We start from the raw sequence: 13,062 nt of genomic DNA, 5'->3' as shown, positions 1-13,062 counted from the left end.
GGGGTGGCCCGCGCCCGCCGGGCCGCCCCGCGCGGGGGGGGGGGGGCGGGGGCGCCCCCCCCCCCCCCCCCGGGGCCGCCCACGTCGCTCGTAAGACTCGCTCCGTGGTGGTTGCTCAGGTGTCAACGCTCACCTGAGCGCTGGAGTCTTACCCTGCCGATGCTGTCAGCGGCATAGGCTGCAAAGAAGGTCGGGCCGTGACCAGCGGCTCGTCCGGAATACCGAGAGCGAAGCGCTGCTGCGGGGTCTGGGTCGAGGACTCCGCGCAGGTGATCGAAAGGGAGTGGCCCCGCTCATGGTCAATGTTCAGGACGGTTACGGATCCAGCATTCTCGGCTATCCGAGGATCGGGCCGCACCGCGAACTCAAGCGGGCCCTCGAGGGGTATTGGCGTGGTGGGGTCTCCCGCGACGAACTGCTCGCGGTCGGGCGCGATATCCAGGAGCGGCAGTACAGCGGGCTGGCCGCCACAGGTCTGACCCAGGTCCCGGGCAACACCTTCTCCTTCTACGACCACATTCTCGACAATGCGCTGCTGTTCGGTGCGGTGCCCGCGCGATTCAAGCCCTACCAGGACGAGCTGCATCCGCTGGACTTCTACTTTCTGATGGCGCGCGGTCGTCCGGATCTCCCGCCGCTGGAGCTGGTGCGGTTCTTCGGGACGAATTACCACTACCGCCAGCCCGAACTCGACGAGAACACCGAGTTCTCGCTGCACCCGGAGGCATTGCTCGACGAATGGGACCGCGCCAAGGCCAGCGATATCGAGCTGCGCCCGGTGGTGCTGGGTCCGGTGTCATTGCTGCTGCTGTCCAAGGCGGGCCACATTCCGGGTGAGGCAGGCGGTTTCGACACCCTCAGTCTGCTGGACAAGCTGCTTCCGGTCTATGAAGAGCTGTTCGAGATCCTCGCCAAGCGCGGGTCCACCTGCGTGCAGTTGGACGAACCGTGCTTCACCGGTGAGCGCACTGCGGCCGAGTTGGGCGCGTTCGAGCGTGCCTACCAACGACTTTCGACCTCGGCGCTGCGGCCGCGCATGCTGGTCACCGGGCAGTACGGCGATTTCGGTGAGGCGTTGCGCATTCTGGCCGAAACCAATGTCGAGGCAATCGGGTTGGATCTGGCCAGCTATCGGATCCAGCCCGAAGAGCTCGCGGAGATTCCGGGCATTCGACGTAAGCGCTTGTACGCGGGCGTGATCAGTGGCCTCAATGTGTGGCGCGCGGATCGCTACGTGACGCTGGAATACTTGAACGAGCTGGCCAAGGTGTGCCCCGACCTCGTGGTGTCCACCGGCACGACACTGCTGCACGTACCCTATGACGTGCTCGCCGAGTACGACATCGAGGGCAATGTCGCCGACCGCCTCGCCTTCGCGCAGCAGAAGGTGGGCGAGGTCGTTTCGCTCGCCAAGGCGCTCACCGAGGGTCCTTCGGACAAGTGGCGCAAGCGGCCGACCGAGGTGCACTTCAAGCAGAAACATGCGGTGCGGCAACGGGTTTACGCGATCACGCCCGGTATGCGCTCGCGCGAGCCGTACGAGGTGCGGCGAGAAGCTCAGCAGCGCAAGCTGAATCTGCCGCCGGTGCCCGCGACCACGCTGGGTTCCTTCCCGCAGACGAATAAAATTCGTCAGGCCCGCTACGACCTCGGCGAGGGCAAACTGTCCTACGACGAGTACCGCAAGAAGATCGAGGCCGAGATCGAGGCCACGATCCGCCTGCAGGAGGACATCGGCCTCGATGTTCTCGTGCACGGTGAGCACGAGCGCAACGACATGATCCAGTACTTCGCCGAGCTGCTCGACGGCTTCGCGACCACGCACTTCGGCTGGGTGCAGGTGTACGGATCCCGTTGTGTGCGACCGCCCATCATCTACGGTGATGTGTCGCGGCCCGCGCCGATGTCGGTCGAGTGGATCAGCTATGCCCAGTCGTTGACCGATAAGCCGGTCAAGGGCATGGTCACCGGTCCGGTCACCATGATCGCGCGTTCCTTCGTGCGCCAGGATCAGCCGCTGTACGAGACCGCCGATCAGGTCGCGCTGGCCATTCGCGATGAGGTCGTGGATCTGGAACGGGCCGGGATTTCGATCATCCAGGTCGACGAGCCCGCCATCCGGGAGCTGCTACCCATGCGTCCGCAGGGACGCGCCGAATATCTGCGGTGGGCGGTCGCGGCATTCCGCTTGGCCACCTCCGGTGTGCAGCCGGAGACGCAGATCCACACGCATATCGGTTATTCCGGTCGCACCGAGGTGGTCGATGCGATCGAGGAGCTCGACGCCGATGTCACCGCGATCGTGGCGACGCGCTCGATCGAATGGGTGCTCAAGGCGCTCAAAGACGACTCCGGGTCGGGTCACGGCCTGAGTCACGGTGTCGGCCCTGGTGTCTACGAGAGTCGTTCCGCGCGGATCCCGGATATCGACGAGCTCGACGAATTGCTCACGGCCGCAGCCGAAGCCATCAGTCCGGAACGCCTGTGGGCGAATCCGGACGGCGGGCTGAAGACCCGGCACTACTGGCAGCTGGAGCCCTCGCTGCGCAATTTAGTCGCGGCCGCGCGCCGCGTTCGTCGGCGGGCCACGCCGACGGAGTAATACCGAAGACGAAGGCCGCCGCCATGTCTCGAACGTGGCGGCGGTCTTTTGCGGCTCGGGTGATGGATGCCATATCAAATCGGTACAGTTCGTACTGTATCGTTGAGGCATGGCTGAGCAGACATGGCCCGAGTCGTTGCCGGTGGCCCAGGTTCGAATTGCCAGGCCCACCGATCGGTTGGTAGAGGTCGTGCGGTTCTACGTCGAGGGGTTGGGACTGCGCGAGCTCTACCGATTCGAAAATCACGCGGGCTACGACGGGGTAATGCTCGGACTGCCGGGCACCGGATATCATCTGGAGTTCACCACTCACGTGGACGGCAGTCCCGGCGACGCGCCGAGCGCGGAAAACCTACTGGTGCTCTACTTTTCGACCGAAACCCAGATGTACGACGTGGCACAGCGACTCGGTGAATTCGGCGTGGAGCCGGTCTCCGCCGAGAATCCGTACTGGGCCGCCAACGGTGGCTTGACCTTTCCGGATCCGGACGGTTGGCGAGTCGTGCTGATGCCACGTCCGGTCTTCTGATGCCGGGACGCACCCGCGAGGACCGCATTGATATCGCGGTGCTCGCCGCGGCACGAGAGCTGTTGGACGAGAACGGTTATGCCGAGCTGTCCATCGGGCAGGTCGCGGCCCGAGCCGGTCTGCACCGCCCGGCGATCTATCGCCGCTGGCCCTCCAAACGCCACCTGGTTGTCGATGTCGTCGCCGACCTGCTCGGTTCGCAACCGACACCGAATACCGGCGACCTGCGCGCCGACCTGACCATCGCAATGCGCAATCTGGTTGCCGCACTGCGCGATACCTCGCTGAACCACGCACTACCCGCCCTCGTAGCGGATCTCGCCAACGATCCTGAACTGCGCGCACATTTCCTGGCAACGGTTTTCGAACCACGCAGGCGAACCACCGCGATCGCCCTGGAGTCGGCCATCCAGCGCGGCGAGATCGATCCCGGTATCGATCTCGGTTTCGTCCTCGACGCGATCGCTGCCCCGATCTACTACCGCGCCCTCTTCGGCCATCTACCCCTGACCGACCCGCTGGCCGATCAGTCCGTCGATGCCGTCCTGCGCGCGATCGCCCGCTGACCGCCCGACTGCGCGCCGGAATCGTCGAGCGACTCCCGCTGAGATCCGATCGACCGGGCACCCCGTCCATCAGCCAGGCACCCGCCTGGTGAACAGAGGGAGTGCCCGGCGTCACCTCCGTCAGGAACAACGAATTCGGGAGTTGATGCCATGCCCTTGGGGAAGTAGTCGGCGAGCGGAGCGGCCCTCGGGTCTCTCGCGCCGCACCGATTGTGGCCGGACAGTGCATTCGAACTCGAAGAGGTGCTGTCGGCTGACGCTGTCTGGTCGTCAACTCAGGGCGGACACGGCGAGCATGAATGTCGCGCCGGTGACCGTGCAAGCGAGGGTCAGGCGGGACGGGTGTTCGGCGTGGGCCTCGGGGAGGATATCGGCGGTGGCGAGGTAGAGCAGGAATCCGGCGAAGTAGCCGAGGTAGAGGCCGACGGTCCCGGCCGGAACCCGGATGACGGTGCCGATTACCGCACCGGCGACCGGGGCGATGGCGTCCATGGCTAGCAGGGTCAATGCGCGTCTGTGGGCTGAGCCGTAGAGCGTGGTGATGGTGAAAGTATTGAAGCCGTCGGCGAAGTCGTGGCAGATGACGGCGATGGCGACCGCGATGCCGACGGTGGCTCCGGCTTGGAAACCCAATCCGATGCCGAGACCGTCGAGGGTGCTGTGGAAGATCAACCCGGCCGCCGCGACCAGCCCGACGGATTCGAAACCGTGCTTGTGTGCACCGAATTCGCCTTCATGGCCGGTGTGGATCGCGACCGCGCGCTCGATGACGTGGATGGTGACAAAGCCGACCACGGTGGCGATGAGTGCCGCAGGGACGCCGAGCACGATATCCCCCGACTGCTCCAGTGCCTCCGGTAGCAGGTCGAAGAACACCACCCCCAACATGACACCGGCCGCCAGTCCGAGCACCAGATGTTTGCGGTCGCCGATCCGCACCGCCACGAGCCCGCCGACCAAGGTCGAGCACATCGATACCAGCGCCAGCAGAATCGCCATCGGTCCAGCATCTGTCACTTGTCGCCAGCGCGAAGCGATTTCCGGGCAGTACGTTGCTGTCTATTCGCGATGCTAGGGCGTGCGGTCATCGGCGGCGGACGTATTCGGGCGCGCAGAGCGGGATACGCATGCCTAGCGGACCGGGATGCGTGGCCAGGCGGTACCTGGGCGCGGTGAAGCGGCGGCCGAGCGGATTCCGCGCCGCCGAGTTGCGCGGGCAAGCGCTTGCGGTGACGCCCGCACTTGCGGAGTTCGGGATACAGCGCACTGAGGTGAGCGCCCTGGGCGGCCCGGAGGCGCGGAAGCACGCCAGAGCGACCATGCGGCGGCTATATCCCGCCGTCAGCTGGGAGCAATGCGCCGAGAGTGCGCAGGCCTGTGGTGATATCGGCAGCGGTAGGGGCATTTTCCGGGTCGACCAGGTGTTGGATCAGCAGCCCGCCGATCATGGTTTGCAGAACGGCACCTAGTTGCGGGTGCCGCGCGCCAGGCCCGAAGAAGTCGGACAGTTCGGTGCGCGCGCGTTCCTGGGCGGAGCCCAGTTCGGCACGTAGTTCGGGGGAGTGCAGTGCCTGGGCCAGACTTTCGCCATTGGCGGTCCACAGGGCGTGATCCTCGGTGAACGAGGTGATCAGCTGCTGTAAGAAGTCGTGCAGTCGCGCGGCAGGATCCGCCGCGTCGCGGGCGGGGAGTGAATCGAGAATCCGCTGGACCGCATCCGCGCTCGACTCCATCATCGCCTGGTTGAGCAGCTTGTCGCGGGTGCCGAAGTGGTAGTTGATGGCGGCCAGATTGGTGCCGGAGGCGGCCACGATATCCCGCACGGTGGTGCGTGCGTATCCGCGTTCGGCCAGGCACTGCTTGGCCGCCGCGAGCAGATCATCTCGTGTTCCCACCCTCGCACCTTATCAGCGCGGCATACGCCTGTTTGTGACAACCGTTTCAAACAGCAGTTTGTGACAAGCGTTTGAAACGTATGTATGTTGAGGGCGCAGCCCGCTCCGCCACACGGAAGTACGAGACGACCATGACCGCACAGCGACCGCTTTCTTCCTTCGAGCTCGTCTACTTCGGCTCCGAAACCCATCTCGGCAGCGTGCCGACCGGCGGTATGCCGCTGTTCATCGGTTCCACCGTGCACGGGCTGCTGGATGTCGAAATTCTGCGCCGGGTACTCGACGAACTGGCGGCCCAGCACCCACTGCTGCGCAGTAAGCCAGTGGCCGATGCCGACGGCACGCTGTATTTCCGCCGGGACGACGCCTACCGGCCGCACCTGGAAATCGCCGATGGCGGTGAAGCCGAGTACCTGGATCTGGTGAACGCACCGCAAGGTTGGCGCGACGGGCTGTTTCGCGCCCATCTGCTCCGCGACGGTGACCGCGATCGAATCGTCCTGGTCATTCATCATGGAATCGCCGATGGCAGATCGGCTTTCGCGCTACTCGCGCAGCTGTGGCAGCGCTACACCGCACATGCGACCGGAACCGCACTGCCACAGCCGGATTTCGATCAGGAACTGCCGGAGGCCATCGATATCCAACTCGCCGGGGTCGTCTCGGATGCGGAGATCGCCGGGTGGCTCGACCAGATCCGGGCCGGGGCCGCGATAATGGGTCCGGAATCGGCTCCGCAGACCTTACCGCTGGACGGGATCGATAACGATCCACTCGGCCGGTTCGCGGTGCAGCGAATCGAGTTGGATACCAATGAGACCCAGAACCTCGTCGATACCGCTCGCGCGGAAGGACTTTCGGTCAACAGCCTGCTCAGCGGCGCCGCACTCGTCGCCGTCCGCTCCCAACTCGAACCCGCGACGGGAAGGCTCCCGATGTTCTGCGGCCACGCCGTCGATCTGCGCTCCGAGCTGAAACTGCCCGCTCACACGATGCTGAATTGCGCTTCCGGCGTGGGCACCTTCGCGCTCGTCCCCGAGAGCGCGAAGCTGATCGATATCGCACACGAGGTGGCCGCGGGCATGCTGGCCGCGAAGGAGCAGCGCGAAGCCCCTATATTCCTGCTCGCCTCGCAGCGCGTCCAGGACGAGGTGACCGCCTCGATCCTCGCGGCCGCACCGACCGTCGCCATCTCCAATATCGGTCGCCTGCCAGCACATTCGACTCCAGACGGTATCCGCCACATTCGCGACGACATCTACGCAATGGGCCCCGGCATGCCGCCCAAGCTGACCGTCTTCACGATCGGCGACCGCCTGACCATCCAGGTCGAATACGATACGGCTCGGCACAGCCGCACCAGGATGGGCAAGGTCAGCCTGGCGCTGATCGATGCATTGCGGGGCATCGCCTGATCACTGCGGTGGCCGACCGCTGCCGCTGAGGCGAATGGTCAACTGGCGCGTCCATTTTCGGTATTTCTTCGGCGGTCGCTCGGCCTTGTCGGTATCGCTGTCGGTGACCTCGTAGCGACGGATGTAGGCACCCGCGAAGGCCTGGGTCGTCGCGGTGACCGGAATCGCCAACAGCGCACCGGTCGGGCCGAGTATCGCCGCACCCGCTATGACCGCGCCGAATGCGACGGCCGGATGCATATCCAGCGTGGTCGCGGTGATTCTCGGTTGCAGCACATAGTTTTCGAACTGCTGATACATCACGATGAAGCCCAGAATCCACAGCGCGGTGGACGGCCCGTGCACCAGCGCGACGAGCACGGGCAGCGCACCGGCGAGATAGGTGCCGACGGTAGGGATGAACTGGGAGACAACACCGACCCACAGCGCGAGTGCGAATGCCGACGGCACATCGAGGATGCGCAACGCGACATAGTGCGCGATCGTCGAGCACAGCGCGAGCAGTCCGCGCGAATAGATATAGCCGCCGGTCTTGTCGACGGCGATATCCCAGGCGCGCAATACATGTCGCTGGTGGCGCGGCGGCAGCAGCGAGCAGACCGCGTTGCGGAAGCGCGGTCCGTCGGCGGCGAAGTAGTAGGTGAACAACAGCACGCCGAGGGACTGGAAGATGGCCCCGATCGCGGCGGTGCCGACACCCCAGGCATTACCCGCCAGCCCGACCAGATAGCGGTCGATCGTGGAACTCCACTCACCGAGGTACTTCCGCAGATCATTGCCGGACAGATCCGTCTTGAAGTTGCGATTGACCCAGTCGACGGCCTGATCCGCATTTGCGGGCGCGTTCTCGACCAGCGTGGTGACTTGGTCGACCAGCAGCGCGCCGAGCGTCCACACGAATGCGACGGTGCCGACGGTCAGTACCAGGAACACCAAACCGGTCGCCAGTCCGCGCCGAAGCCCGCGTGCGGCAAGCCAATTCACCGCTGGCTCGATGGCAAAGGCAAGGAACAGCGAAACCAGCAGCACCAGCAGGAAACCCTGCAATTTCTGCAGAATCCAGAAGCCGCACACCAGCCCGGCCACCGTCGCCGCCGCGAGCAAAAAAGCTCGCAACAGCCACGGCGGCGGCCCCGCGGTCACATCGGCGGTGACCACCGCGGTTTCGGCGGGTGGGGATTGCTCTTCATCCGCGGACACATCGCCAAGCTAGCGAACCGGCGACGAATCGGCGCAACGACACGGACTAGATCGTCGAGGCGTCGATCACGAACCGGTACCGCACATCGCTGGCGACGACCCGGTCGTAGGCACCATCGATCTCATCCGCCGAGATCAGCTCGATCTCCGCACCGATTCCGTGGTTGGCGCAGAAGTTCAGCATCTCCTGGGTCTGCGCGATACCACCGATCATCGACCCCGCCAGCGCCCGCCGGTATCCGGCGATGGTGAAAGGTCTGACGCTCATCGGGTTCCCGGGCATGCCGAGGATCACCAGGGTGCCGTCCAGCCTCAGCAGGCGCAGATAGCTGTCGATCGGCAGATCGGCCGAGACGGTATTGAGGATCAGATCGAACTGGTTGCGCAGATCGCGGAAGGTTTGCTTATCGGCGGTCGCGTAGTAGTGGTGCGCGCCGAAGCGTTTGCCGTCGTCCTGCTTGCTGAGCGAATGACTCAGCACGGTGACCTCGGCCCCCATCGCCGCGGCGATCTTCACCCCGACGTGTCCGAGTCCACCCATGCCGATGATCGCGACCTTCTTACCCGGTCCCGCATTCCAGTGCCGCAGCGGGGAGAACACCGTGATGCCCGCGCAAAGTAGAGGTGCCGCGACATCGAGTCCGATGCCCTCCGGAATCGACAGAACGAAGTTCTCGGTCACCACGACCTGGCTCGAATAGCCGCCCATGGTGTGCCCACCCGGCTGGATGGACGCGTCCACCGGGGTGTTGTAGGTCATGGTGGCGCCGTTGTCGCAGTACTGCTCCTCATTGGCCAGACAGGGACCGCAGACGCCGCAGGAATCGACCATGCAGCCGACGCCGACGCGATCGCCGACCCGATGCTTGGTCACCTCCGGACCGACCGCGGCGACAATGCCCGCGATCTCGTGTCCGGGGACGCACGGGTATTTGGCGCCGCCCCATTCGTCGCGGGCGGTGTGGATATCGGAATGGCAGATGCCCGCGTATTCGACATCTATCAGCACATCGCGCCGTCCGAGCTCGCGCCGCTCGATCGTGAGCTTCTCGAAATGTCCATCGGGCGCGGACATCGCATACGCAGCAGCAACGCTCATGCCCGCGCCTCCCTGGCGCTCGGCTTCGGCATGCGCGTCGGGCGCCACGCCATAATTCGCTCACTGCGTTCGCTCATGCGTACATGCCTACCGCCGCAGCGCAGGTTTGCCAAACGCACCGCCGAATATTGATCTCCGGCCACAATGGAATTGGTCAAGGGCCCAGCCGGAGGCGGGAGAGCGGCATGGACGACGAGCGGCACCGCACGCCCGAGGAGCAGCGAGGCGGTGGCAGGCGAGCGTTGGCCCTGTTCGCGGCCTTCCTGCTCGCCGTCGCCGCATTCTTCGGCTTCCGCGGTGAACTGCCCGACTGGTCGTCGCCCTCGGGTGCGGACAACTCCCAGCCCGCCCTGCTCGAGCCACTGCCACCGCTGGATCCGATGGCGGTCGCCCAGGCCGTGGAACCGGCACTGGTGAATATCAGCACGTCCTCGCGGCCGTTCGGACTCGGCGCGGCCGGATCCGGGATCGTGCTCACCACCGACGGACAGGTGCTGACCAGTCACCATGTGGTCAAGGGCGCCGAAACCGTAACGGTCACCGATGTCGGCAACGGCGCCGTCTACGACGCGAAGGTGCTCGGCTACGACGCCGGCGCCGATATCGCGCTGCTCGAACTCACCGGTGCCGCCGATCTGACGATCGCGCGCATCGGCCGCTCCGCTGAATTGCGGGTGCACGAGGATGTGCTCGCCATCGGCAATGCGGGCGGTGCGGGCGGGACACCGACCTCGATCCAGGGCAATATCACCGATCTGAACAGCTCGATCGTCGCGCTCAATTCCTCCGATCTGACCCGCAAAGCGCTGACCGGAATGGTGGAGATCGCCGCGCCGGTCACCGCGGGGCAGTCCGGCGGTGCGCTCGCCGATCCCGGTGGCACGGTGGTCGGCGTGATCACCGCCGCATCGGGCGAGACCGCACGTGAGATCGGGCGAACGCCCAACGGCTATGCGGTGCCGATCGACACCGCGATGCGGGTGGTCAGCCAGATTCGTTCCGGCACGCCCACCGAAACCGTGCACATCGGGCCGACCGCGACGCTCGGCGTATTGATCTCCGATGCGAAACCGAGCGGGGCACGAGTCGATGTCGCACTGTACGGATTACCGGCATACACCGCCGGGCTCGTCGATGGCGATGTGATCACCTCGATCGACGGCCGTGACATCACCACCGCGACGGCATTGCGAGCCGCGATCAATGTGCACAAACCCGGCGACACCGTGCAACTGGGTGTCCTCGGTGTCGGCGGAATGCAGCGCACAGTCACCGTCGTGCTCGCGCTGGGCACACCGAACTAGACCAGCGACAGCCAGTAATCCTGGAACTTCAGGAAGATCAGCAGCAGCACCACCGCGTAGAACACCGCGACGAAGGTCCAACGCCACTCGACGACGATCCGCATCGGCCCGCGCGCATCGGCCCACACCTGCTCGGTGGCCACCGCAAGCAGCGGCGTGATGATCGCCCACACCACCATGCAGTACGGACACAGCGCCCCAATCCGGTACAGGCTCTGGAAGATCAGCCAGCAGATGAAGACCGTGCCGAGCACGGTCCCCACCCACAGCCCGACCCAGATCCAGCGCGGAAAGCGCACATTGGCGACAGCGAGCACCGCGAGCGTGACGACCACCGAGAAGCCGACGATGCCGATGATCGGATTGGGAAATCCGAATCTGGCGGCCTGTTCGGTGGTCATTACGCTGCCGCAGGACAAAATCGGGTTGATGCTGCACGAGGGCCGGTAGCTCGGATCGGTGAACAGCTTGAACCGCTCGATGGTCAACGTGACCGAGGCGAGCCACCCGGCCAGCCCGCCGATCAGCAGTACCCAGGCGGCCCTGGATGTCGCGGTGTTCACTGGCCCGCGGCGGCGGCGATCGCGGGTGCGAGGCCGCCGGGGACCATCAGTTCCTGGCTGGACTGGAGCTGCTTGCCATTGACGAAGACCGTCGGGGTGGATTGGATTCCGCTGGTCAGCATGTCCTTGGTCTTGGCCCCGATGTACTTGCTGTAGCTGTTGTCCTTGATGCACTGCCCGACCGAATCGGGAAGACCGACGCCCTTCGCGATGGTGATCAGCTGGTCATCGCTCAGACCCGCGCTGCCCTCGGCGGGCTGCTGCTCGAACATGGTGGACAACCAGCCGAGGTACTTCGAAGGATCCGCCTCGGCGACGCAGTAGGCCGCATTGGCCGCGCGCGAGGAGTACTTCGTCGTGGAGGCCTTGTCCAGGAACGAAATGATGTTGTATTCGACGATGGCCCTGCCCTTGTCGACGGCATCCTTGATGACCTGGGCGTTGGCGGCTTCGAATGCCTTGCAGGCCGGGCACTGCAGGTCGGCGACGACACGGACGGTCACCTTCGCGTCCGGCTTGCCGATGCGGACCGCACCGTTATCGGTGATGGTCGCGGCGGCCCCATTGGGCAGCTGGCTCGCGGCGGCGGCGATGGACGGGGTGGCACCGAGATCGTTCTTGTCGGCATTCTTCACCGCGATACCGATGCCGATCGCCGCGATGAGCCCGACAAGCACGACGGCCACGCCCACCTGGATGAGGATCTTGCGGTTGCGGTCGGCGCGCTCCGCCGCCGCGAGCGGATTCGTTTTACCACCCGGTTTTTTGCTCACCGTGCGTTCACCACGCCTTTCGCTTGCCTGCCGGTTTCCTGCCGCCACGATGGTAGATCCGGAACACCCCCGGGGCGTGGACGGGCACGGCCACATCATCCGTGCTCAACCTGAGAAGAACCTTGGTCAGGCTCGCCTGAGGCGGCGCTGCTGCTCCTCGACATCGAATTGGGCCGGTGGCCAGTCGAGTTTCAGCCCCTCCAGCGCATCGATGAGCAGTTCGGTGACCGCGAGACGGGTGAACCACTTGTGATCGGCCGGAATCACATGCCATGGGGCGTAGTCGGTCGAGGTGCGGTCCAGCACCACCTGGTAGGCCTCCTGATAGGCGGGCCAGTAACCGCGTTCATCGATATCGGCGGGATTGAACTTCCAGTATTTGTCCGGTCGATTCAGCCGTTCGCGCAGCCGTTTCTTCTGCTCGTCGAGCGAGACGAACATGGCGACCTTCACCAATGTGGTGCCCTGGTCGACCAGTTCCCGCTCGAAGGCGTTGATCTCGTCATAGCGCGGCTCCCAGACCTGCGGCGGCACCAGATCGTGCACCCGCACGACCAGCACATCCTCATAATGCGACCGGTCGAAGACACCGAGTTGACCGGCACGCGGCAGTGCCTTGCGGATGCGCCACAGGAAGTGGTTGCTCTTCTCCTCCTCCGTCGGGACGCCGAAGGAGGCATGGTCGACGCCCTGCGGATCCACCGAACCGATGACGTGGCGGACGATACCGCCCTTGCCGGCGGTGTCCATCCCCTGCAGCACCAGCAGCACGTTGCGGGTATCGCCGGAACGGCCGTTGGCATAAAGCTTTTCCTGCAGATCCGACAGCACCGCGGTGCGTTCGGCGAGCAACTTCTGGCCCTGCCTCTTGTCACCTTCGAATCCGGGCGTACCGGAGGTGTCGAGATCAGCGATGCGCAAGCCATCGGCCCGTAGGGCCTCGACGGCTGGCAGAGACCATTTCTTCGCCATCGATATATCTTAATGCGGCTGTGTCTGATTGCGGCGCCTGCGGCGCCGCGGGTTCGCGGCCCCCTGGTGTGGGGGGGGGGCGGCGGGGGGGGGGCCGCCCCCCGGGGGGGGGGGGGGGGGGGGGGGGTGCGGCGCGGCGGCCGC

12 protein-coding genes are annotated in these 13,062 nt (G+C 65.2%); 5 read left to right on the top strand and 7 right to left on the bottom strand.

The genetic code is table 11. From position 1 onward, the window contains the following. Positions 1–295 precede the first annotated feature (295 nt). The 3 genes from metE to ACIBG0_RS17585 all read left to right on the top strand — a co-directional run bounded on the left by metE (position 296) and on the right by ACIBG0_RS17585 (position 3,697). Positions 296–2,602, top strand: a complete 2,307-nt coding sequence (gene metE, locus ACIBG0_RS17595) for a 5-methyltetrahydropteroyltriglutamate--homocysteine S-methyltransferase (RefSeq protein WP_397033600.1) — start codon at positions 296–298, stop codon at positions 2,600–2,602. 109 nt (positions 2,603–2,711) lie between these two features. Beyond that, entirely contained in the window at positions 2,712–3,131 is a 420-nt protein-coding gene (locus tag ACIBG0_RS17590) for a VOC family protein (RefSeq protein WP_397033598.1), read from the top strand. After that, positions 3,131–3,697: a TetR/AcrR family transcriptional regulator gene (locus ACIBG0_RS17585; RefSeq protein ID WP_397033596.1), complete on the top strand. Its 567-nt coding sequence runs from the start codon at positions 3,131–3,133 to the stop codon at positions 3,695–3,697. Before ACIBG0_RS17590 ends, ACIBG0_RS17585 begins: the two co-directional genes overlap by 1 nt. 270 nt (positions 3,698–3,967) lie before the next feature. Here ACIBG0_RS17585 and ACIBG0_RS17580 read toward each other — a convergent pair whose 3' ends face one another. Together ACIBG0_RS17580 and ACIBG0_RS17575 are read right to left on the bottom strand one after the other, a co-directional pair. After that, positions 3,968–4,696 (bottom strand): ZIP family metal transporter, encoded by a 729-nt coding sequence (locus tag ACIBG0_RS17580; protein WP_397033594.1) that lies wholly within the window; start codon positions 4,694–4,696, stop codon positions 3,968–3,970. A 329-nt stretch (positions 4,697–5,025) separates the two neighbouring features. Further along, positions 5,026–5,592, bottom strand: a complete 567-nt coding sequence (locus ACIBG0_RS17575) for a TetR/AcrR family transcriptional regulator (protein WP_397033592.1) — start codon at positions 5,590–5,592, stop codon at positions 5,026–5,028. Positions 5,593–5,723: 131 nt separating this feature from the next. Between ACIBG0_RS17575 and ACIBG0_RS17570 the strand changes: the two genes are divergently transcribed. Continuing rightward, positions 5,724–7,007 (top strand): condensation domain-containing protein, encoded by a 1,284-nt coding sequence (locus tag ACIBG0_RS17570; protein WP_397033590.1) that lies wholly within the window; start codon positions 5,724–5,726, stop codon positions 7,005–7,007. Here ACIBG0_RS17570 and ACIBG0_RS17565 read toward each other — a convergent pair whose 3' ends face one another. Beyond that, a complete protein-coding gene (locus ACIBG0_RS17565; RefSeq protein ID WP_397033588.1) occupies positions 7,008–8,207 on the bottom strand; it encodes an AI-2E family transporter in 1,200 nt (399 codons plus the stop codon). Between the two features lie 46 nt (positions 8,208–8,253). Further along, complete coding sequence (locus ACIBG0_RS17560; RefSeq protein WP_397033586.1) at positions 8,254–9,306, bottom strand: NAD(P)-dependent alcohol dehydrogenase; 1,053 nt, start codon at positions 9,304–9,306, stop codon at positions 8,254–8,256. 185 nt (positions 9,307–9,491) lie between these two features. Here ACIBG0_RS17560 and ACIBG0_RS17555 point away from each other — a divergent pair, with 185 nt between their 5' ends. After that, positions 9,492–10,610: a S1C family serine protease gene (locus tag ACIBG0_RS17555; RefSeq protein ID WP_397033585.1), complete on the top strand. Its 1,119-nt coding sequence runs from the start codon at positions 9,492–9,494 to the stop codon at positions 10,608–10,610. Here ACIBG0_RS17555 and ACIBG0_RS17550 read toward each other — a convergent pair. From ACIBG0_RS17550 to ACIBG0_RS17540, 3 genes are all read right to left on the bottom strand, one after another. Continuing rightward, the gene (locus ACIBG0_RS17550) at positions 10,607–11,173 is read right to left on the bottom strand and encodes a vitamin K epoxide reductase family protein (RefSeq protein ID WP_397033583.1); all 567 of its coding nucleotides are present in this window, start codon (positions 11,171–11,173) and stop codon (positions 10,607–10,609) included. The two genes, ACIBG0_RS17555 and ACIBG0_RS17550, sit on opposite strands and share 4 nt — an antisense overlap. Next, entirely contained in the window at positions 11,170–11,946 is a 777-nt protein-coding gene (locus tag ACIBG0_RS17545; RefSeq protein ID WP_397033581.1) for a DsbA family protein, read from the bottom strand. The genes ACIBG0_RS17550 and ACIBG0_RS17545 overlap by 4 nt, the downstream gene beginning before the upstream one ends. Positions 11,947–12,072: 126 nt before the next feature. Continuing rightward, entirely contained in the window at positions 12,073–12,918 is an 846-nt protein-coding gene (locus ACIBG0_RS17540) for a polyphosphate kinase 2 family protein (RefSeq protein WP_397033579.1), read from the bottom strand. Positions 12,919–13,062 lie beyond the last annotated feature (144 nt).

Origin of the sequence: Nocardia sp. NPDC050630, assembly GCF_044457245.1 — a bacterium.
GTDB lineage: Bacteria > Actinomycetota > Actinomycetes > Mycobacteriales > Mycobacteriaceae > Nocardia.
The sequence above is the reverse complement of the archived record's forward strand: the minus strand, read 5'-3'. Positions and strand labels throughout refer to the sequence as shown.